We start from the raw sequence: 22,088 nt of genomic DNA, 5'->3' as shown, positions 1-22,088 counted from the left end.
CGACCGACTCGCTAGCGGCTGCCAGCGGATTAGGACTACAGCGGCGCACGCGGTCCAGACGCCCGGTGCGACGCCAAGCCGCAGGCGTGATCCTGCAAATCCTCCGCACTCGGGCCGCCTAGCAGCGGCACGGCCAAACGCCGCACGGCGACAAGCAGCGCCGTCGCCGCGCCACCGGCAGCGGCCGCGCCGTGTCCCGTCGAGGGCGCACCGGTCACGAAAATTGTTTGATGCCCCATGTCGTGCGCCGCGCCGGGAAGTTCCCGTGCGACCATGGCAAAGAGATTACCGGTGCGCAACGCTTCGAGCGACAAGCGCCGCACTTGCCACGTCCCGCCGCCCAGCGACACGTCGGTCCACACGTCCGATATCGATGCGGCAGCGAGCGTGTCCCGCACATCGGCGCGCGCGCAGTCGATGTGAATATGCAAGTGATCCTGCGAACGCGCATTTGCGGGATTGATCGCCAACGCGATCTCGTTATCCTGCAACGACTTGGCCAACGCCGCGATCACGTGGCGGCGCTGATGCCAGGCCTCGTAGAAGTAAGACGGCGTGTCGGCACGCAACACGGCCGGATCCTCGATGCCGGAAACCGACGAAATCGGCAACAACAGAAACTGCGACTGTCCCCGAATGTCTTTTAGCACCACGTCGTCGCCGGCGGTGTCGTACACCAGGCAAGGCTGGTGGTCAGCGGTGGCACCGCACCGTGCGACGATCCGCGCCAAGGCCTGACGTCGCGCGGCGCCGGGCGACGATGCCGGCATGACGGCGCCGGCCGCGCGCGGCGGCACGATCTCCGCAGACGCATCGAACGGCCGTGCGGAACCGGTGTTCCGACAGCCGCCAAGCACGCCGACCACCAGGCAGCCGAGCACGATGCGACACGCAACGCGGCGTCCGACGACTCCGCGGCCACGCCCAGATGACGGGCGCACGCCGGCAGCAAGCGTCCCGGCGATGTCGCGGCCAATGGGTATCGAAGGCATGTCGGAAAGGCGGTCACTCATCGTGCGTCCAAGGGCTGCAGTGGAAAGAAAGTCATGCACGCTCACGCGTCATCTACCTGCTGTAATGACTCCGCGCTGTGGCCGTCATGAACGTCGTTCATCGATCGCACCGCGAGATAGACCTCGTCCGCGTCGCGGCTCTTATGAAACGACGGCGCGCCGGTGATGAAGACCGTCCGTCGCGTCATCCGATCCGCAGGCCCAGGAAGCTCGTCCGCGATCGTGGCGAATACGTTTGTCGCTTTGAGCTCGTCCAGGGACATGCGCCGGACATGCCAGAGATCACCGTCGTACGCCCACTCGGACCAGTCGGTCGACACGTCCGCCCATTTCAGCGAATCATAGACGTCGGGCTTGACGCGGTCGAGATGGATATGCAAATGATCCTGCGTTCGCGTGGTTTGCGCGTTGATTGCCAGACTGATCTCGATCCCGTTCCTGCGACTCCCGACGAACTCGAGCGCGGAGAACCAGGCGTAATACAAATAAGGCAAGGTCTCGAATTGCTGCAGATCCGGAGACTCGATCCCGCTGATGGACGAAATGGGCAGCAAGAGATAATGCGACTTTCCTTTGACGTCTTTTAAGACCACCACGTCGCAGGCGCGATCGAACCGAACGCACAAATTCGGCTCCGCCAGGCATCTGGCGCAGGACGCAACACGCCGCGCCAATGCCATTCGTGCTCCAGTCGGCAGCATCGTCTCCGCGCACTCCGATTCGACCAGCTCGACCAGCTCGACCGATTCGACCGGCTCGGTCGGCGCCTTCGTGCCAGCCGCAACGGCAGGCGCAGGCGCACAGACACACACGAGCTGCACGTGATTGCTTCCGGCGGTCGATGTCGACTCGCCGGGCGCGCAGGCGCTGATACCGCCGATCAACACCACGCAAGCAACCACGGCGACGAGCGAACGGAAGGTCATGGCGGCGATCCTGGGCGATGAAACGTCATCGAGGCGTGCGGTCCAGCGAACAGCCGATCACCGTCGCCTAATCGTCCACCCAGCTGCCAGTCAGCCTAACGAGGAGATCACGCGAGGCCGTAGACATATCCGCTCTCTCAGCGCATTTGCCGAAGCGTACAGGGCGCGCCCCACTCGCGTCCGCTCGGAAAGGTCGCTGCGCTCGGCCGCCGCGATCGGTGTCTCAAAATGGCTTGACAGCCATTTTGTCGTCGTTTCATGACCGGATTGCGACGCAAATCGCGATATCATAGATGTTTTACCCACCGCAAGTGGCACCATGTCAGCCCCCGACTATCTGCGAAAAGTGTTGAATGCGCGCGTCTACGACGTCGCCCGCGAAAGCGAACTGGATTACGCCCCCAACCTGTCCGCGCGCATCGACAATCGCATTTGGTTGAAGCGCGAAGACAATCAACCGGTGTTCTCGTTCAAGTTGCGCGGCGCCTATAACAAGATGGCGCAGTTGGACGATGCGGAGCGCGCGCGAGGCGTACTCGCCGCCTCGGCCGGCAATCATGCCCAGGGCGTGGCGCTCGCCGCGGCGCGGCTGGGCTGCACGGCCGTCATCGTCATGCCGACCACGACGCCGCAGGTCAAGGTGGATGCGGTACGCGCCCATGGCGGCGCCTTTGTCGAGGTCGTGCTGCACGGCGAATCGTATTCGGACGCCTATGGGCATGCGCTCACGCTGCAGGCGGCGCGCGGCCTGACCTTCGTGCACCCGTTCGACGATCCCGACGTGATCGCGGGCGCCGGCACCGTGGCGATGGAAATTCTGCGTCAACATCCTGGCCACATCGACGCGATCTTCGTGCCGATCGGCGGCGGCGGCTTGATTTCGGGGGTCTCCGCCTACGTCAAGGCAGTTCGCCCGGAAACGCGGATCATCGGCGTTCAGACCGTCGATTCCTGTGCGATGGCGCAGTCCCTGGCGGCCGGCGAACGCGTCTCCCTGACCGATGTCGGCCTGTTTTCAGACGGCACCGCCGTCAAGCTGGTGGGCGAAGAAACGTTCCGGCTCTGTCAATTGCATGTCGACGAAGTGGTTCGCGTCGATACGGACGCGCTGTGCGCCGCCATCAAGGACGTCTTTCAGGACACGCGCAGCTTGCTGGAGCCTGCGGGCGCCCTCGCGCTGGCCGGCCTGAAACTGGTCGTGGAACGCGATGGACTGACGCAACAGACGCTGATCGCGATCAATTCCGGTGCAAACCTGAACTTCGATCGGATGCGCTTTGTCGCGGAACGTGCGGAAGTGGGCGAGGCGCGTGAAGCCGTCTTCGCCGTCACGATCCCCGAGGAGCGCGGCAGCTTCCGCCACTTCTGCGAAATCGTCGGCGACCGCGCGGTGACCGAATTCAATTACCGCATCGCCGATTCGCAGGCCGCGCACATCTTCGTCGGCGTGCAGACGCGCAGCCGCGAAGAAGGTCCGGCACTGGCCGAGGCATTCGAACGCGCCGGCTTCTCGACGATCAACCTGACGCACGACGAATTGGCGAAACAGCACGTCCGTCATATGGTGGGAGGGCACTCACCGAATGCCCATGACGAGCTGCTCTATCGCTTCGAGTTTCCGGAACGCCCGGGGGCGCTGATGCGCTTTCTTTCGGCGATGTCGCCGAACTGGAACATCAGCCTATTCCATTATCGCAATCAGGGCGCCGACTATTGCAGCGTGCTGGTGGGCTTGCAGGTGCCGACCGAAGACAGCGCGGCCTTCGCCGCCTTCCTCGAACGCATCGGCTATCCGTACAGGGAGGAGACGGCGAATCCCGCCTATCGCCTGTTTCTTGCCGACGCGGCAAAGCGTACGCCCGGCGTGCAGCGTAACGAGAGGACATGACACGATGACCCCGGACCAATCGTCGCTCGGCAAGGCGGTCGACTATGCGGATCAATACGACCCGTCCCTGCTCTTCCCGATCCCGCGCGCGCAAGGGCGTGCCGAACTCGGACTGACGGCGGGCGCGCCCTTGCCGTTCTTCGGTGCCGACATCTGGAATGCGTACGAACTCTCCTGGCTCAATGCCCGCGGCAAGCCCCAGATCGCGGTGCTGACGCTGATCGTCCCCGCCGACGCGCCCTTGATCGTCGAATCGAAGTCGCTGAAGTTGTATCTCGGGTCTTTCGCGCAAACGCGTCTCGACTCGGTGGAATCACTGCGGGACACCTTGCGCCGCGATATCGGCGCCGTGTGCGGCGCTAGCGTCAACGTGCAATTGACGCTGCCGCACGCGTTCGACCAACTGGCGCTCGACGAGCTATCGGGAACGGATTTGGATCGCCTCGATCTGGACTGCGACGTCTACGCGCCGGATGCGTCCTTGCTGCACGCGCGCGTCGATGAAGCGCCGGTGGAGGAGACGCTGGTGTCGAATCTGCTTCGGTCAAACTGTCCGGTCACCGGGCAACCCGATTGGGGGAGCGTACAGATCCGCTATTCGGGCCCGCAGATCGATCAGGCCGGGTTGCTGCGCTACATCGTCTCGTTCCGTCGCCATACCGGCTTTCACGAGCAATGCGTCGAGCAGATTTTCCTCGATGTGCTACGCCAGTGCCGCCCGTTGAAACTGGCGGTTTATGCGCGTTATACGCGCCGCGGTGGGCTGGACATCAACCCCTTCCGGACCAATTTCAACATGCCCGTGCCGGATAACGCCCGCACCGCGCGTCAGTAAACAAAACGGGGCGCACCCACGCGGCGCGCCCCTTTCGACATGCTCCCGCACACCGCCGCCGTCAATTCTTGGCGTTGCCCGAGCGTGCCCGCTGGTCGCTGCTGGACCACTCGGCAAAACGCTGCTCGACCTGGTTGACCAGCAGATACAGAAACTCCAGCACCGGACCGCTGGCGACGGCATCCTGCAGGCGGCGATGGAAGGTCGCGATCTGCGGCGTGGCGACATCGATCAGCTTGCGGCCCTGGTCCGTCAGACACAGATTGTTCAAGCGGTTGTCACGGGCATCCGGTTCGCGATTGATTGCGCCGCGGCCGTTTTCCAGTCCCTGGCACACACGCGTCAACGCACCGGCATCGATTCCCAGCGTGCTGACCAACAGCTTTTGCGGATGCTCGTCCTTCCAATCCGACATGCATTTCAGCACGCGCCATTCCGGTGCCGAAATCTTCTGTTCGTTGTGACCGCATAAACCCGTCGTGTAGTCGCGGCTCAGGCGATTGCACGCCTGTGCCAGATCGTTACACAGCTCGTCGAGCGACAGTGCGCGCGCCGCGCCGGCGGCCGTGGCGTTGGCGTTGGCCGGTTCCGCAGCCGTTCTCGCATCGGCGGCACGCGTGCCCAAAATCACGCCACGGGCCAATTCGACGACATCGTGCAGCGCGATCGCGCCGCGCGACAAGGCCTCCCGACGTGCGGCAATGGCGCCCGCGTCGACGAGCGAATGCACGCCTTCGGTCGGCGCCTCCGCCGCATTGGCAGCGGCCGTGTCGGCATCGGCACCCGCACCGGCATCGCCGCCCTGGCTGCCGACGATCTTCGCGATCGCGTCGAAGGCGGCATTCAGTGCATCGATTTGCGCCGTCGTCAGCGGCGTCCTGGCAATTGCTGCCGGCCGCGCCGGAACCCAGCTTGTTTCGTCAGTCCGTTGCTGCATGCCGTCTATTCCATCGAAGATGCTGCGTCCCGGCGCATCCACTACGTCACCGGCCAAGTTCCCGTTCACGTTTTTCGTCTCCTATATCCATTCCTGAAGCCGACCTTCCGGCCGACCCGCGTCAAACGCATCTCCTCACATCACACCCTGGCCACCCGCCCTGAAGTGCCTGCCTCGCCTGGATCCGTTTCTCCATCTCTTTGGAGTACGAATCATCTATCATGCTTTTCTCGGACCGTTTTTCACATTGCCGATGCACGGCTTCCCGTCCTCGTAGGCCCTATTGCTCAGCGGGCACGCCGCATCGGTGCCCGAATCGGCTCATCCGCGCGATGAGCCTCGTCTTATTTTTTATCCCCGGGCGATGACGGTGTCGCCTTTTTCTCTTTCGAGAACTGAATCGACGGTACCCGTCGTGTCTGCCACAAACCCCAGGCGGCGGCCAGAACGGCGCAACCCAGACCCAGGTGCACGGCGGTAACCAGTGCGCTGCGCGCCAGATCAATGACCTGGCCATTATGCCCAGCTCGTACTAGTTGCGCGACCAGCCGTGTCTCATCTTGCTGATCTACCAGGATTTGCGGATTGGCCATCGCCCCGAACCAGGATGACAACTGCGCCGAATCCAACAGGGTGCGGATCCGCGCCTGGTAGACATGCGAGATCACGGCACCGGTCAGCGCCGTCCCCGTCATGCCGCCAATCATGCGCAGCGATTGCAACATCGCCGTCACGGTACCCAACCGTTCCCGTCCCGCCTGCTCCTGACCGAACACCGTCAGATTGGGCAGTATCCATCCGAGACCCAAACCCGTGCTCGCCATGCAGGTACTGAGCCACCATACCGGCGTCGTCCGTTGCGCCAGCATCACGCCGATACACCCTACGGTCAACAGACCAAAGCCCAGCGTCAACATGCGATTAGGCTTACGAAGTCGGGTAATGATCCGGCTGTTCGTGATGCTGCCCACTGTAATACAGACAACCAATGGCGTGACAAGCGCACCCGCATTTCCGGGCGACAAACCGAAGCCACCCTGAAACAACAGCGGCGCGTAGAACAGCAGCGAAAACAATGCGCCTCCTGCCAGCAGAGACAACATGAACAGCGACGACAGCCGCACATCGGCGAACATCGTCAACGGCAGGATCGGATGCGTGGCGCGGCGCTCGCATTGCCACAATGCGACTCCCGCAACCGCGGCCAAGGCCAGCAGTCCGAGCCCGGGTAGTCCGATCCCATCGTTCTGCAAGCGCCCGACGCCCAGTTGGATCGCGACCAGGGCGCCGGCCAGGAGGACGGCACCCAGCCAGTCGATCTTGACCCGCCCTTTGTGGGTCCCGCCGTGCATGCCCTGCCGGAGCCGCGGCAGATAGCGCCAGACGAACCATGCCGAGATCACCCCGATCGGCAGATTAACGAAGAACACCGAGCGCCAGCCGAGCGTCTCGGTCAGCAGCCCGCCGAGCGACGGGCCCACGGCATTGGCGATGCCGTAGGCCGAACTCAGGATCACCTGCCATCGCATGCGCACCAGCGGCGAGGGGAACAGGTCGGGTACGCAGGCGAAGGCCGTCCCGACCAACATGCCACCGCCGACGCCCTGCAACGCCCGGGCAATGATCAGCATCGTCATCGATCTCGAAACGCCACACAGCAGGGAGGCACCGGTGAAGATGACGATCGACGCCAGCACGAATGGCTTGCGACCGAAGTCGTCCCCCAAGCGGCCGAAGATGGGCACCGTGACCACCGATGTCAGCAAATACGATGTAGCGATCCACGCATAGAGCCGGAATCCATGCAACTCGGCGACGATGCTGGGCAAGGCAGTGGCGACGATGCTCTGATCCAAGGCGACGAGCATCACAACGAAAGCGATACCGAGCGTGGCGAGGAAGGCGGCACGGAAAGGCAGGGCCGAGTCGGAAACCGGGGACGGCGAGGAAGCGGGAGACGCAGCGGCAGCGGCATCCGTCGCGCGGGAATCGCGTGACGCTGTCGGCTCCGATGATGCCGGATTGGACATGACGATAGGAAATGGGGGAGGGAGGCGATACCTGAGCGGATCGGCGCGGCCCTCTGTACGGGAGCGTCGGTGACGCTGCAAACGCAGACGAATTTTGTTCGAACAATTTGCTTCGGCAAATTATCGCACGCAGCGCTCGGCGCCGCGACCGGCCGATAAGCGAAACACGCAGTATCATCAAAGACGTTGCGCGCACATCGCGCTAATCCCCAGGCAAGGGCTCGCACGCTCCATGATCGACAAGGTTTCCACTCCGCCCTCCTTCGAACCGCTCTCGGCCGCCGATCTGGCGCGCCTGAGAACGGCGCGCCAGACACTGGAAAATCCCGGACTGGCCGTCAAGCTAGCCTCGGCGATGGGCGCACCGGTGGAAAAATTACTCGGTCGCCTGCCGAATGCGGCCAGTCGGATTGTCAACGACGCCACCGGCCGCGCACTGCAGACCTGCCTGAGTCTGGCAATTCGCACCTTGCGTTCGCCGCAGGCGGCCGAGGAACTCACTTTTACGCTCGACGACACGAACACGGTGACGCCGATCACGCCGGCATCGGCGGCGGCTCGGAGCGAGAGCGGCGGCAAGCGCAGTCGGCGCCTGCACCAACTGGCCGTGGCCGCCACCGGCGCTGCTGGCGGCGCTTTCGGCATGATTTCACTGCCGATCGAGTTACCGGTCACCACCACGCTGATGTTCCGCTCGATCGGCGCGATCGCGGCCCAGCATGGCGAAGATATCCGCAGTGCCGAAGTGCAACTGCAATGTCTGACGGTGTTGGCCATGGGCGGCCCGACGAAGGACGACGACGATGCGTCCTACGGCTATTTCATGGTGCGCGGCGCGATGGCACAACAAGTGGCCGCCGCCACCGCCGAATTGGCGGCGCGCGGCGCGGGCGGCCACAGCTCGGCCCTGGTGACGAAGTTACTGCACTCGGTGGCGGCGCGGTTTTCCGCCCAAGTCAGCGAACAGGCGGCGGCGAAGGCGGTACCGGTGGTCGGCGCGGTTTTCGGCGCGGCGGTCAATGCGATCTTCATTTCGCATTTCCAGGACATGGCACACGCCCACTTCACCGTACGGACACTCGAACGCCAATACGGTGAAGCGGCGGTCAAGCATGCCTATGCGTATGACGCTTGATGAAACGCGCGGCCTCCTCGATGGCACGGCGTCCCTCCGGTAGCACCGGTGCAAACATCTGCCAGGCGTGAGGCACCCGCGGCGTCATCGAGAGGGTGACCTCGACGCCCGCCTCGCGCGCACGTTCAGCCACGCGGCGCGCATCGTCCAGCAGCATTTCGCTGTCGCTGGCCTGTATCAATAGCGGTGGCAGACCGTGGAAATCGCCGTAAAGCGGTGAGATGCGCGGGTCCCGCGCATCCAGGCCATCCGGCCCCAGTACGAGGGACGTGGCATCCCGCAGCCCCTGCCCATCCATCAAGACATCGCGCTCGGCATTGCTGACAAGCGTCGCGCCCGTCAGCGCCAGATCCGTCCACGGCGAAAACAGCACGCCGGCAGCGGGCATCGGCTCGCCGGCGTCTCGCAGTGCCTGCAATAGCGCCAAAGCCAAGCCACCGCCGGCGGAATCACCGGCAACGACAATCTGTTCGGCGCGCTCGCCCGATGCCAGGATCGCATGCCAGACGCGCAGCGCGTCTTCCAACGCGGCCGGGGCCGGATGCTCGGGCGCCAGCCGGTAATCCGGCGCGCATACCCGCGCGAGCGCGCGACGGGCCAGTTTGCAGGTGACCGCACGGTGCGTGCGCGGCGAACAGAAGAAATAACCGCCGCCATGCAGATAAAGCACGATGCGCCGGCTCGTTTCCAATAATCGCGGCGAGCTGGGACCAATCCATTCGCCTGGTATCGCCGCGCCGGTATCTGGGGCCAGATCCTGCGCCGTCTTGATCGCCCAGCCAGTTGCCGGCCGCGCCGACCAGACCATTTTCTCCGCACCGGCACGTACCGACGCCACATCCAGCGGCGAATGCCGCAAGGCCCGAACACGGCGCTTCAGAAACCCACTCAATAAGACATTCTGCCAACTCATTGCGACGATCTTCCTCGATAGGCTGGTGCTGATTGTATCGATACGGCAGGCGGCACCGCATCTCACCTTAGCATCGCAAGACTATTCTGCTCCAGGCAATAAGTCGTTTCTGAATCTTGAGACGCGTGAACGCCCGCAAGCTCCTACAATGAGCAGGCGAGAAGGTGGCCCATGCTGTTGGGGTCTCCATTCCTTTGGCGCGGCCTGTTGGTCGCGCTTTTTTTATGTGCGCGTCGCGCCACTCGCGCGCGCGAAACCGGCCGCACCAATGCAAAAAAGGGATGCCGACACGCGGCATCCCTTTCTCTGTCCCAACGGCAGGCTGGTATCAGCGCTTGCCGTTCTGCTGCGCCATTGCATCGGCTACGACTTGGCAGATTTGCAGGTGTTGCTGCAAAGCCAGACGCGATTGTGCACGTACATAAGCGATGCCGCGGCCGAATACACCGTTTTCACGAATCAGAAATTTTGCAATGGCGGTCATGATGACGTCCTTGACGTTCAGGGATCTCCCCTAAGGGTTATCCCTAGAATACGCCTCGACGCCCCCGCATGCAAGTCGTCATACCACTTTCCGTCCGCTACACCCGCAGAGCGCCCGCCTACACGAAATTTTCCAGCCAGGCGTCGGTATTAAAGCAACAAATCCCTGCGCTGAACGGTGGCGCAGTCATCGTACAACTCAGGCATCACGGTCGCGAAGGACCTGCGCGAAGCTTTCGCCGACGTAGGCGACATTCGCTTCGCTCAAGCCGGCGACGCACATCCGCCCGGAACGGATCAGATACACGGCAAACTCTTCCCGGAGGCGGTCGACTTCCTCGCCCGTCAGCCCGGTGTAGCTGAACATGCCGTTCTGTTTGATGAAGTAGCTGAGGTCGCGGCCCGGCAATTGTTCCGCCACCACGGCATGCAGCCGCTCGCGCATCGTGCGAATCCGCACCCGCATCGGCGCGACTTCCGCCACCCACTGCGCGAAAAGCGCCGGATCGTTCAGCACCGTCGACACCAGCGTGCCGCCGTGACGCGGCGGGCTCGAATAGTTGCCGCGGACCGTGGCCTTCAGCTGACCGAGTACCGCATCGGCGGCCGCCGGCGTCTCGGCGACCACGGACAGACTGCCGACGCGCTCGCCGTACAAGGACAGGTTTTTCGAGAACGACTGCGCGACGATGATCGGCAGCCCCGCATCGGCCATCATCCGCACCGGGCCCGCATCTTCGTCGATGCCCGCCCCGAATCCCTGATAAGCCATATCGAGGAACGGAATGACGTTGCGCGCCTTCAGCACTTCGGTGATCTGTGCCCATTGCGCGGACGTCGGATCGACGCCCGTGGGGTTATGGCAGCACGGATGCAGCAGCACGATGCTCTTTTCGGGCAGTGCCGCCAAGGTGGCCAGCATCGCGTCGAAGCGCAAGCCGCCACTGGCTGCATCGTAGTAGGGATAGGTATTGACCTTGAAGCCTGCCGCGCCGAACAAGGCCACGTGGTTGTCCCACGTCGGATCGCTGACCCACATCTCGCTGCTAGGGAAATAGCGGCGCAGGAAGTCCGCACCGATTTTCAGGGCGCCGGACCCGCCGACGGTCTGCACCGTCGCGATGCGGTTTTCCGTCAATGCCGGGCGATCCGCACCAAATATCAGACGCTGCGCGCCGGTGCGATAGCCGGCCAAGCCTTCCATCGGCAGATAGACCTGCGGCGCCGGCTTGGCGTCGATGCGCACCTGCGCCTCGCGGACGCAGTCCAGCACCGGAATGCGACCCTCCGCGTCGTAGTACAGGCCCACGGATAGATTGACCTTGTTCGCGCGTGGATCGCGCTCGAAGGTTTCAATCATCGACAGGATGGGATCGCCCGCGTAGGCATCGACGTGCTGGAACATACTGTTTCTCAGAATTGTGCGCGAGGCGTCAGTCTAGCGTGTTTGCGCCGCCGCGACATCCTCATGGACCCCGTCGCGGCAAGAATGCGCTCCACCCGCTGTCTTTTGCCGCTGTTTCGCGCTCAAAACCGGTCTTTTGGAGAAATTCAGGCCGCGCCGATCGATGCGTGCCGGCGCGCCACCGCCTGGGTACACGACGCGGTAAAACCCCTTTCGTGTTGCACGGGAATCGTGCGTGATTTGACAGCGCATAGATATCGATATATCTTTTCGCAATCATCTTTAGATATATCTATATGAAATTCTCCTTCCGTTCTGGTTTCCGGTCCCATGGACCGGCACGTTCCCGGGAAGACGTCCCGGGTGGCGATAACACTGACGCGCCGCGTGGTGAAGACAACGGCCGCGGCCGCGAACGCGGCCGGCATCGGGGCGACGCTCCCGGCCTCGACGCCGCCGACGGCGGTCCGCGCGGCGAAGGTCACGGCCATCGTGGCCGCCATGGCCATCATGGCCGTCCCGAGGGCGAAGACTGGCGCCGCGAACGCGACGGCGAGGGCCGCGGCGGCCGGCACGGTCGGCAAGGCGAAGGCGGTCGCGTGCTGGGACGCGGCGAGCTGCCCTTGGTGATGCTGTCGTTGCTGGTGGAAGCACCGCGTCACGGCTACGAGATCATCCGCACCATCGAGGAACGCACACGCGGCGGCTATGCGCCGAGTGCCGGTGTCGTCTATCCAACGCTGACCTTGCTCGAAGAACAGCGTTGGATCGCCGGACTGGGCGCGGACGAATCCGGCAAGCGGCGCTTCTCGGCGACCGATACAGGTCGCGCCCATGCTCAGGCGAACGACAGCCTGATCCGTGGCGCCTTCGCGCGCCTCGATATGGTGGCACGGCTGCGCGCACGTGAGTCCCTGCCGGCACGAGTACGGCAGGCGATGGAGACGCTGAAACAGGCGCTACTCGCACCGGGCGCCCGTTGGGACGACGGTGAAGCGGATCGGGTGGCCGCGGCCATCGAACTCGCCGCGATGACCGTGGTGGATCCGACGGCGCGCGCGTCGGCTGCCGCATCGACGTCCGCTTCCGCGGCGAACGCCGGCATGCCGCCCCCGGTTTCGCCTGATCTCGCCAGGGCGACGGCCGACATCGCGGCGGCTCCGACCGTGGCCGACATCGGCACCGCACACGTGGACGCCGACCGCTTCGCCGCGCAGCGCGTCCGGCACACGCTCACGGCCCGCCTGCTGCAAGTGAAGCGCGTTACGCAAGTGGCGTCGCACCTGGTTCGTATCACCTTGACCGGAGACGCGCTCGCCGGCTTCGTCAGCGCGTCGTTCGACGATCATGTGAAGGTGTTCTTCCCACGCGCCGGAGACACCTCGCCAATCATGCCGGACGTGAGCGACCTGAAAAAACGCCACGATGATCCGGCAAAGCGCCCTATCGCGCGCGATTACACGCCGCGCCGCTACGATCCGATCGCCAATGAGCTCGACATCGAGTTCGTGCTGCACGACGAGGGACACGGCGCAACGGCGTCGGGCGCAGCCCCGCACATGGACGACGGACGCGGGGCCGGATGGGCGGCAGGGGCGCAGCCGGGCGATTTGCTCGGCATCGCGGGACCACGCGGCTCCTTCGTTGTGCCGAACACCTTCGATTGGTATCTGCTGGCGGGCGACGAAACGGCGTTCCCGGCAATCGGCCGCCGCATCGACGAGTTGCCCGCGCATTGCACGGCCTTCGTCTTCGCCGAAGTCGGCACGCTCGCCGATTTGCCGCAATGGCAACGTCGCGCAAACGTCCACGTGACGCCCGTGCTGCGTGGCGAGGTACCGGCCGGCGCGAGCGATGCGCTGCTGAAAGCCGTGCAAGCGGCGGATCTCCCCACCGGCATCGGTCACGGCTGGGTGGCCGCGGAATCGACGGCGGCACGTGCGCTGCGCAGCCATCTCATCGACGAACGCGGCTTCGACAAGCAACACGTTCGCGCGGCGAGCTATTGGCGCAAGGGCGCCAGCAATCAGCACGAATCGCTGGACGGTTGATGCCGGACGCGGGATGCGGGATGCGAAGGCGTCGCGACGTGCAAGCGGCATGCGTCGCGGCGCCGCGCGTCACCGACTGATCCGCACGTCATCCAGCAAGGACAGCGGCGGCATCTGCTGCATCCTCCTGGCCAAGCGCCCATCAAGGCGTAACGGCCCCTGCGGCAACGCTTGCCACAGCGGCGCTTTGCCCCCGGCTGGCACCGCCGTCCGCGGTGACAGCAAGATCTGCGATGCCAGATAAGCGGCCATCGACGGCGCCGCCTGGCGTAACGGCGTCACACGCAACAGACAGCTTTCCGGCACAGCGATCATCGACGCGGTATCGGCATCGCAAAACGTGCCGATATCCGCATTAACCGCCGCCTGCAGTACGTCGGGCGGCGTATGGGCATCCGCATACAATAAGCGGACTCCGGCGTGACGCCAGCGCGCGATCGCCTCGGCAGGCGGCCCCGTCGCCGCCACGATCTCGATCGCGCCCCCCTCCTCGTCGACGCGATCGCCGACCGCCCTTTCGTCCATCTCTTGCGGCACGGCACCGAGCCGTTCGTCGTTCGATGCCAGCCCTTGCGCGGCATCGCGCAAGGCGCGCAACCTCTGCTCCGGCGTAGGCCGTTGCATGGCGATCCGCGTGGGCGAGTCGGGCACGGCTGCCATTTTCGATTTCGGCGCGGGAGACGGCGCGGGTGTCCCGTCGGTGCTCGCGGCGACGTCGCGCCAATAGCCGATACGCACGGGCGACGCCTGCGGCAGATAGCGGTGCGCCCATCGCAACTGCGTCGCCAGCGCAGGGGCGGCGATCACGCCGCGCACTGTATAGCCCACGCGCTGCGCCGACGGGACCAGCAGACGCGCATCCATTTCATCGATGTCAGTGAAAATCAACGGCACGCTGCCGGGCGTCCCGCGGTCTTCTTCCACGACGCCGACCCGCAAGGCTGCGATACGCTGCGCATACTGCGCCGCGGCGATTGCATGCTGCAATGCGCAGGGGCCGATCACATAAAGCATCCGTCGCTGCGTGCGACGCGCTGACCGGCCATTCGATGCCTGCAATAAAGGCGCCGATGCCACACGACAGGGTGCGGTTCCCGGATCCGGACCGATCAACACCGTGTCGAATTGCGGATAAAGACCGGCATCGGTCAATGCGTCGACGAAGCGCTGCGCCGTCGCGGCGGCGTCGGCTCCCTCCGGCCGCACGATCACGATTGCCGGGAAAGCCGCCGCGACCGTCTTGCTCAATGGCGACGAGCCGCCGACCGCATCACGCGGTGCCGACGCGCTGCCCGCGCTCCCACCCGGCCATAAGCGTTGCAATAAACGCGTGGGGTCCGGGGTCTGCGTCCACCACAGTACCGAGACCGATATCGCCGCGCCCAACAGCGTCAAGCCGATCCGCCAGCCCACGTCGCGTAGGCGCATTCGCCGTCGTAATCGTTTCATCGCATCCCCGAGGAAGGGGCCTCCGAACCAAGCGCTACCGTGTCATCTGCGACGACGCCGGTACCACGCAAGAAGGTCGCATCGGTTTCAGTCCGAGGATCCCAGGCCAGCGCGATGCTGGTGATATCGTCCGCCTGTTGCGCGCCCTCGGCGAACGCCTGAACGGCTGCCAATACGGCATCGCTGACGCAACGCGCCGTGTCCGCACCGGTAGGGCGCACAGGTGGCAAAGTCGCCCGACCAGCACGCCTGTCCGCGGGGCTGCCGGCTTCGGCAGGCAGCGCATCCAATGTGATGACGGCGTCCACGATCACGTCGTGCAGCGCTTGCTCGCCAAAGAAGGCATCGCCGCGATCGCAGGCTTCGGTGACGCCATCGGTATAGAAGAACACGATGTCGTTGCGATCGAGCACCTCGCGATGCTGCGTATATCGCGCGTCCGCGAGTACGCCCAAGGCGATGCTCCGACCACGATCGAGCCATACGGCCTCCGCGGGCCGCGCGCGTCGCACGCGCAGCGGACAGTTATGTCCGGCATTCACATAGTCGAACGTCGCCGTACGAAGATCCAGCACGCCGAAGAACATCGTGACGAACATGCAGTCGGGGTTGTCCTCGCACAGCAGCGCGTTCAGCCGCGTCAACACCGCCGCGGGCGCGTGCAACATGCCGGCGGTGTTCTTCAACAAGGAGCGCGCCACCGCCATGAAAAAAGCGGCCGGCACCCCCTTGCCCGAGACGTCGGCAATGACGATGGCCAGATGCGAGTCATCCAGCATGAAATAATCGTAGAAATCGCCACCCACTTCGCGCGCCGGCAGGATCGTCGACACCAAGGCAAGGCCGGCGGCGTCACACGCCGACGGGGCCGCGTGGGGAAGGATCGACATCTGCATCTGCCGCGCGATCAACAGCTCCTGATGCAAGGCGGCGAATTGCACCTCGCGCACCAGCGCCGCTTCTCGCTCCGCAAGCAGACCGCGCAGCCGATCATGTTGCCCACAGACGAGCCCGGTCATCTGCGTGAGAACGGCCGCCAGGTCGATAAGCGAATCCGATGGCGCTTTCAGCGCGTCCAATGTCTGCTCGATGTGCAGCCGGTCGTCAGTGTCCAGCGTCTCCGCCAATGTGCGCAATTGCGCGCGTAGCAGTTGTCCTTGCCGCTGCATGCCGCGCGCGCGTTCGTCGCGGAGGACCTGAAGCGCCAGCAGATTCGTGCGCAAGGCCATCGCGGCGCGCACGATCGCGCCGGCTTCGTCGCTGCGATCCCGATCGGCATCGTCGGACAAAAAATCGACCCGACCTTCGGCAAGGCGACGCAGGCCGCCCATCGCCCGCCGCAACGGCGCGAAGATCACGCCGAAGGACCAGCGCAATAGGACGACGCACAATATCGCCAGGAGTCCGATCGATAGCATCAGCACGATGCCGATCACGACCTCGTGCAGGCGACCCGGGTCGATGCGTGCCATGAGGCGCCGATCGTCGTCGTGTGAAACGACGGCGGCATCGGAAGGAGCGGCGGGCGTGGCAGCGTCGACGCTGACGGCGTCCGTGCGCCAGACAATCCACGCGATCTGCCGCCCATCGGGCCCGGCGAGCGGCGAGGCGATCTGCCAATATCGGCGGCCGCCAATGCTCAGCCGCTGCACCGCGTTCCGGCCATGGCGCAACGTCGGCCAACGATCGTCGGCCGGCCAGGCGTCGGCATCGTCGGCTGCGGCGTGGCGGCCAAGCCGTCCTTGCGCGAACGCCGAGGCCGTGGTGATCGGCGACGGCGCGGCAGCCGTTGCACGCCGGGGACCGTCGCCCTCGCGCTGAACCGGCGCGAGAAAAAGGTTCAGCAACAGCACTTCGCCGCCTAGCTGCCGGCCGAGTCGTTCCAACGGCATCGACGCCGACATCATCGTCGGCGCCGGAGACAGCGCCGCCGTGGCCAACGCCGATGCCCTAGGCCTGACCGTGTAAGGCGTGATCCCCGTCTTCGGTTGACCAGTGCGCGATGACGCTTCGCCGCAAGGGAGCCAGCCGTAATGCGCACCGTCCAACCACTGCAGCGCCGGCATCGGGGCATCGGCATCGCACTGGCCTTCACGCCCGGCCTCGGCTAGCTGCGTGCGCCAGCCGCGCGTCAGCAGCGCATGCAGCATCGCGTCGTCGCCCTCGCTTTCCCCTTCATCGCGGCCGCTCAAGCGATTTCCGATCGCCGAGAGCGAAAGCCATCGAACGTGCCATGTCCCGTTGCCCGACACGCCGCTCCCGCCTCGTCCGTCGTGCAGGGCAAGGACCAACAACACCGTTGCAGCCGCCATGCCCAGCATCGCGATTACCGTGACCGCCAGCACATTGCGTTCTATCCGCGTACGCGAGAAACGGTGCGCGCCGATCATGGCCGATTGCGCTGTGGATCGGCGTCGAATGGCGCCTCCGCCAGACGCCCCGAACGTTGCCAGGGACCGGCCTGGGATTGCCAACGCCAGGCCTGCACGGCGGCCAGGATCGGCAAACAGACAACAGCCGATGCCACGACGAGAAAGGGCCAGCCCGATGCCAACGCGCCGCTCAAACCCGGCCCGACCAGTGCGACGCCGATCACCGTCGCGAGGGGCGACGATGCTAGCCGCCTGGCCTTGCCCTCGACGTGATCGACATCGAGATATGTCCGATCGTCACGCGTCGTGCATTGCAACGCCCACACGAGCAGCACGGCGGCACGCAGCAGCCCTCCCACGCAGACCGACAACATCGCCGGCAGCAGCACTGCGGGCCAGGTCGTCAACGCGGGCCAGGCTTGTGCGGCGACGATCGATGCCAAGGCGACAGCCATCCATAGCGCGACACCGCTCGCCCGCATGCCGACCGACGCCACGCCGGCCATCGCGCTGTCATCGACGTGTTTTTCATCCTCGTTATCCAGGCCGGTATCGGCGTCGCTAGCGTCCGCGTGCCAAAGCCGGTGCACGCCCCATCCCGCGACGAGGCAGAAAGCGCCATAGATCCCCTCCCATATCGATGGCGCCGCATACGCCAGCAGCGCCGCCACGCCGCCGGCGCCAGTGCCGCATAGCAGACTGAACCAGCGCGCTTGGGCACCCACGGCCACCACATGGCGGATGTCCGGCGCCGCTGCCGGATAACGCGCATTGCCCGCCGCATCGGCGATACATCGCGCGCGCCGTGCCGGAGCAGTCGGATCGGTTTCAGTCCGGTCCAGGACATCGGCGCGGACGCGCAACGCCTGACGATGCGCGACGAGCCGATCCAGCACGCGCGAGACGATCCCCGCATAATCGATGCCGCCGCGCGTCGCCCCGCCGATGGCGCTTCCCGCGCCTGCCGCCCGCCATCGTTCGCGATAGTCGGCACGCACCAGCGCATCGACGCCGCGCATCGTCACGGTATCGCGTACCACCGGACCGACCCGCCAGGCGTACCGCCAGGCAGCGATGCCTAGGAGCAGCATCGCGCAGGCGAACGCCAGCAAGCCACGCCAGAAAACGCCGCCGCGCCGCAAGCCGTCGGCGAGAAGCGTTGTCGGCCCCGACAACGCCTGCACCGCCAGGTCACCCTGCGCATAGGCGACGACGTCGCCGGTCTCGTTCTCGACCGTCAAGGACAGCAGCGGCGCGAACGTGCTGCCCGGCGGCACCGCGCTCGCGACGATACGACCGACCGGGTCGACGAGTCGGATCGCCGTGCCGGCGTCGCCCCGCACGCGCGCCTGCAGTTGGGCCGACAAACCGTCGACGCGATCGATCGGCATGATGCCCGCGGCAGCCGCGCTGCCCCGTGCCACGTCGACCACGATCGCCTCCATCCGATGATGGCGTACATCCTGTTCTGCCTCATGACGCTGCATGGCGCCATCGGACAGGATCAACATGCCGACAGCCGCGGTCCACGACAGCGCCGCGATGGCAAAGCCGATCAGGGCGGCGACGATCCACCACCGGGCACCGAAGCGCTCCGCGAGAAGGGATGCGCCTTGCATCATGTCGGCCGCCCCGTGGCGGACGTCGCGGGCAGGGGCGGTGACGCCGCAGCGCGGGACGTCCTGCCGACCTCGACCGTCTGGTCGACCGCGGGCGCGGGCACCGGCGCCTCGGTCAGCGTGCCTAAAGCCTTCATCAGAACGCGTTGGCGTTGATGGGCGCGCGTCCATTGCGCACGCCAGATTTGCGCGAGCACCCGATGACGACGCGCACGCCGATACGCGAACACCGACAGCACCGCAGCCAGCACGCCCGCTGCCACGAGGTACTGCGAGCGCACGCGGAAGGTGTCGGCGACCGATACGGCCCGCGCCGAACCGGCCGCTTCCCGGTGCGACGTGTCCACGCTGGCCTGACCATCCGGTAACGTGCCTACTTCGTGTCGGCGCGGCACGAACCGCGCATCGACACCGATGACGGCGAACGCGACGACCTGACCGAATGCATCGTAAATCGCGGTACCGATCACGCGCTCCCCCGCAGAGACGACCGACCACTCGGACGCGATTCCCCGACGCCCGCCCGGATCGGAGAGCACGCCAGTTGGCGCATTGCCTGGCGAAGCATCGACGTCGACACCACAGGCAACGCCGGTCGACGTGCCCTGCGGTCGTCCCGGAACACAATCCGCCCATTGGCGGCGCAATACGCGCCGCACGTCCGACGGCAGCGCGGTGCCTGCCGCCGTCCTATCGCTGGCGGCGCGGATGACGCCGTCGAGATCCACCACGGCGATCCAGTGCAGCGATGTCTCGTCCTGATAGGCGCGAGACAGCGCCGCCGTCACGCGCGAAAAATTGCCCTCTTCCGGTTCGGCAACGACGACTGCTCGCCCCGCCCGCGTTGCCGCGGCGCCTGCGGCTTGCGTCCGGGGCAAGGGCTCGACCGATAAAAATGTCGCATCCCATGCGGCCAATCGCGTCAGTTGGGAGGCGGCGACCGCGAGCGTCACCCGTGCCCGCGCATTAGCCATCCCGTCCAAGGCCGCCCGGTCGTGCGAACGAAACATGGCCGACATGACACTCACCGCGAGGACGGCCAGCAAGGCCGGTAATCCAAACACCTCGCACCACCCGAATGTCGCCTGCGCAGCGGACTTGATCGCTCTAGCAGCCGAAAAACCGGGATAACGAACGATCCGCAGAATGCGACGATGAATTGACATGAGCGTGCAGTCCCACCCCTTCCGATTGACGTTCGATGCCGCCCGCGAGCCGGGCGCCTCGGTATTCCATATGCGCGCACCCGCCACGCTCCACAACGCCGCGCGATGTGTCGAAGCGATGCACGTCTGGCTCGACCTTAGGTCACCGGGTTCACGCGACGGGTTCCACGCGGCATTGATCGTCGACGAACTGGTTCACAATATCGCCATGCATGGCCAAGGGCGCGAACATCGGCGCCGCGCCTCGGTCTGCTTTTCTTTATGGGTGGAACACGGCGCGCAAGGCATTCGCATCGCTTTGCACGACACCGGCGCGCGCTTCGATCCGCTGGCCGCGCACACGCGGCACGGCCGAAGCGCGACGCTGGACGATCCGGTGGGCGGATTGGGCATCACGCTGCTGCGGACCTTGCTGCATGCCGCGCATTATCAGTACTGCGCCGGCGAGAACCGCTTGCGTCTTTTCGTGCCGCCGCACGACGGATCGGCATGAGCCGCATCGGCGTCTGGCGTGGCATCGGCCGCCGCAGGCGTCGCGGCCGATGCCAAGGCCGCCGCCCGCAGCAAGGCAACGTCGATCTGCGCGTCTCGACCCAAAGGAAGCTCGACGGACAAACACATCCAGACCTGGCCGCGCGGCCAGTGCAGATTGATCGTTCGAAGATCGTCGAGCAACAGACTGCAGTGTCCGCGTGCGTCTAGCGACAAGGCATCGATGCCGCACAGACGCCCCAATTCGCCTAGCGGATCGCATGCTGCTGTCTGACCATGGTCAATCCCGTTCCGATAACGCACAGCGGCACTCCCTTTCAGACGCTTTATCGCAGCAAAACGATCTGCTCCTTACGCACATTGCGCGGTATATCAAGATGAATCCGACGTAAATCCCTCGGCAAATCGGCCGGCGATCGACAGTACTCATTGCAAGCGCTCGTTAATGCATGGCGAAAGAAATCTAGTATCGAAATAAATACCAAAGCAGGCATTAATATTCACATCTTAAAATAACACGCGGATCTTTCAAACGATCGATTCATACAGTCAATCATCCATATCTTCATGACATTTCACGTCGCGCACCGGACGTGTATCCATAGAACATCGCCCAAACACGACGGAAGCGATTGCGTGGCAAGATGACACCACAATTGATCAGGCCATTTAGCCAACTTAGTGGAAAAATAAATACGAAAATGCGTTTCACCAAGCGAACATTTTTTAAACGGACGCCCCTATCACGGAAAAACTTCCAGATAATCTCAAAACTACTTAAATCTAGGTATCGATTTTTTGAGAAAGTTCGTTTCTAATAACCTCAGATCGCTTCTTCATCTCGTCTCTTCTTTTCCTGGGATTACCCTCCCAGGGGAACAGTCGGCCTCGACCCGTTACCCAGCGGGGAATAACCGAAATGAGGACAGATGCAATGGCGCATCTTCGCAATGCGACAAACACGACGGCTGTCGTTCCCGTCCTGCAACTGGCCGATTTCCGCCGTCAAGCCGAAGACGGCGCGACGGTGGCGGTGGTACGGGACCGTGCAACCATCCGGGTGATAGCACTCGGCACGACGCCCGATGGTCGAAGCATTGCATGGCTGCGGTCGAGTGAGGATACGGCGGCACATTTCGTCTCCTCGCTGGGTAATGCATTCGGTAAGCAAATCGCGGAACATACCGCGCGCGAACTGAAATTGACGTCTCGTGGGGGCGTGCCGCTGCATGCCTCCTTGGTACAGCGTGCGATCCGTATGGCAGAAAGTGCGAAGGCGTCGCTCGACGGTGTGGCATTCATGGATGCGCTACTCGCCGGGCGACCACCCAAAGCACACGACAAAGCCTAAACGGATCGGCCTGCCTGTCCAAG

At 64.6% G+C, this 22,088-nt stretch carries 18 protein-coding genes; 6 read left to right on the top strand and 12 right to left on the bottom strand.

Features of this window, described 5'->3' with window-relative positions; translation table 11 throughout:
• Positions 1-35: 35 nt before the first annotated feature.
• Positions 36-1,013 (bottom strand): CDP-diacylglycerol diphosphatase, encoded by a 978-nt coding sequence (locus ABEG21_RS04080; protein WP_347555995.1) that lies wholly within the window; start codon positions 1,011-1,013, stop codon positions 36-38.
• Positions 1,014-1,054: 41 nt separating this feature from the next.
• The gene (locus ABEG21_RS04075) at positions 1,055-1,939 is read right to left on the bottom strand and encodes a CDP-diacylglycerol diphosphatase (RefSeq protein WP_347555994.1); all 885 of its coding nucleotides are present in this window, start codon (positions 1,937-1,939) and stop codon (positions 1,055-1,057) included.
• Between the two features lie 319 nt (positions 1,940-2,258).
• On the opposite strand from ABEG21_RS04075, the gene ilvA reads away from it, so the two are divergent.
• Positions 2,259-3,827: a threonine ammonia-lyase, biosynthetic gene (gene ilvA / locus ABEG21_RS04070; RefSeq protein WP_347555993.1), complete on the top strand. Its 1,569-nt coding sequence runs from the start codon at positions 2,259-2,261 to the stop codon at positions 3,825-3,827.
• 4 nt (positions 3,828-3,831) lie between these two features.
• Positions 3,832-4,662, top strand: coding sequence for an NADPH-dependent 7-cyano-7-deazaguanine reductase QueF (gene queF / locus ABEG21_RS04065; RefSeq protein ID WP_347555992.1), 831 nt, complete (start codon positions 3,832-3,834; stop codon positions 4,660-4,662).
• A gap of 61 nt (positions 4,663-4,723) precedes the next feature.
• Here the strand turns inward: queF and ABEG21_RS04060 are convergent, their stop codons facing one another.
• Positions 4,724-5,668 (bottom strand): MarR family transcriptional regulator, encoded by a 945-nt coding sequence (locus tag ABEG21_RS04060; RefSeq protein WP_347555991.1) that lies wholly within the window; start codon positions 5,666-5,668, stop codon positions 4,724-4,726.
• Between the two features lie 275 nt (positions 5,669-5,943).
• Positions 5,944-7,629, bottom strand: coding sequence for an MFS transporter (locus ABEG21_RS04055; RefSeq protein ID WP_347555990.1), 1,686 nt, complete (start codon positions 7,627-7,629; stop codon positions 5,944-5,946).
• A 232-nt stretch (positions 7,630-7,861) separates the two neighbouring features.
• Here ABEG21_RS04055 and ABEG21_RS04050 point away from each other — a divergent pair, with 232 nt between their 5' ends.
• Positions 7,862-8,764, top strand: coding sequence for an EcsC family protein (locus ABEG21_RS04050; protein ID WP_347555989.1), 903 nt, complete (start codon positions 7,862-7,864; stop codon positions 8,762-8,764).
• On the opposite strand, the gene ABEG21_RS04045 is transcribed toward ABEG21_RS04050, so the two are convergent.
• The 3 genes from ABEG21_RS04045 to ABEG21_RS04035 all read right to left on the bottom strand — a co-directional run bounded on the left by ABEG21_RS04045 (position 8,736) and on the right by ABEG21_RS04035 (position 11,565).
• Entirely contained in the window at positions 8,736-9,677 is a 942-nt protein-coding gene (locus tag ABEG21_RS04045) for an alpha/beta hydrolase (protein WP_347555988.1), read from the bottom strand. The two genes, ABEG21_RS04050 and ABEG21_RS04045, sit on opposite strands and share 29 nt — an antisense overlap.
• A gap of 328 nt (positions 9,678-10,005) precedes the next feature.
• A complete protein-coding gene (locus tag ABEG21_RS04040) occupies positions 10,006-10,161 on the bottom strand; it encodes a hypothetical protein (protein WP_347555987.1) in 156 nt (51 codons plus the stop codon).
• Between the two features lie 198 nt (positions 10,162-10,359).
• On the bottom strand, positions 10,360-11,565 hold the full coding sequence (locus tag ABEG21_RS04035) for an amino acid aminotransferase (protein ID WP_347555986.1): 1,206 nt from the start codon (positions 11,563-11,565) through the stop codon (positions 10,360-10,362).
• A 296-nt stretch (positions 11,566-11,861) separates the two neighbouring features.
• On the opposite strand from ABEG21_RS04035, the gene ABEG21_RS04030 reads away from it, so the two are divergent.
• Entirely contained in the window at positions 11,862-13,616 is a 1,755-nt protein-coding gene (locus ABEG21_RS04030) for a siderophore-interacting protein (protein ID WP_347555985.1), read from the top strand.
• Between the two features lie 69 nt (positions 13,617-13,685).
• Here ABEG21_RS04030 and ABEG21_RS04025 read toward each other — a convergent pair whose 3' ends face one another.
• Genes ABEG21_RS04025 through ABEG21_RS04010 form a run of 4 tightly spaced genes read right to left on the bottom strand, consistent with a single transcriptional unit; the run spans position 13,686 to position 20,222 of the window.
• Positions 13,686-15,044: a hypothetical protein gene (locus ABEG21_RS04025; RefSeq protein ID WP_347555984.1), complete on the bottom strand. Its 1,359-nt coding sequence runs from the start codon at positions 15,042-15,044 to the stop codon at positions 13,686-13,688.
• Positions 15,045-15,061: 17 nt separating this feature from the next.
• Entirely contained in the window at positions 15,062-17,455 is a 2,394-nt protein-coding gene (locus tag ABEG21_RS04020) for a PP2C family protein-serine/threonine phosphatase (protein ID WP_347555983.1), read from the bottom strand.
• On the bottom strand, positions 17,452-19,059 hold the full coding sequence (locus tag ABEG21_RS04015; protein ID WP_347555982.1) for a hypothetical protein: 1,608 nt from the start codon (positions 19,057-19,059) through the stop codon (positions 17,452-17,454). The genes ABEG21_RS04020 and ABEG21_RS04015 overlap by 4 nt, the downstream gene beginning before the upstream one ends.
• Entirely contained in the window at positions 19,056-20,222 is a 1,167-nt protein-coding gene (locus ABEG21_RS04010; RefSeq protein WP_347555981.1) for a hypothetical protein, read from the bottom strand. The genes ABEG21_RS04015 and ABEG21_RS04010 overlap by 4 nt, the downstream gene beginning before the upstream one ends.
• On the opposite strand from ABEG21_RS04010, the gene ABEG21_RS04005 reads away from it, so the two are divergent.
• Entirely contained in the window at positions 20,221-20,715 is a 495-nt protein-coding gene (locus ABEG21_RS04005; protein WP_347555980.1) for an ATP-binding protein, read from the top strand. The genes ABEG21_RS04010 and ABEG21_RS04005 overlap by 2 nt on opposite strands.
• On the opposite strand, the gene ABEG21_RS04000 is transcribed toward ABEG21_RS04005, so the two are convergent.
• Positions 20,652-21,017: a type III secretion system chaperone gene (locus ABEG21_RS04000; protein WP_347555979.1), complete on the bottom strand. Its 366-nt coding sequence runs from the start codon at positions 21,015-21,017 to the stop codon at positions 20,652-20,654. The genes ABEG21_RS04005 and ABEG21_RS04000 overlap by 64 nt on opposite strands.
• Positions 21,018-21,633: 616 nt before the next feature.
• On the opposite strand from ABEG21_RS04000, the gene ABEG21_RS03995 reads away from it, so the two are divergent.
• Entirely contained in the window at positions 21,634-22,065 is a 432-nt protein-coding gene (locus ABEG21_RS03995) for a hypothetical protein (protein WP_347555978.1), read from the top strand.
• The last annotated feature ends 23 nt before the right edge of the window (positions 22,066-22,088 follow it).

The organism is Robbsia sp. KACC 23696 (assembly GCF_039852015.1).
In the GTDB taxonomy this organism is placed as follows: domain Bacteria; phylum Pseudomonadota; class Gammaproteobacteria; order Burkholderiales; family Burkholderiaceae; genus Robbsia.
This window is presented reverse-complemented; position numbering and strand designations above follow the sequence as displayed.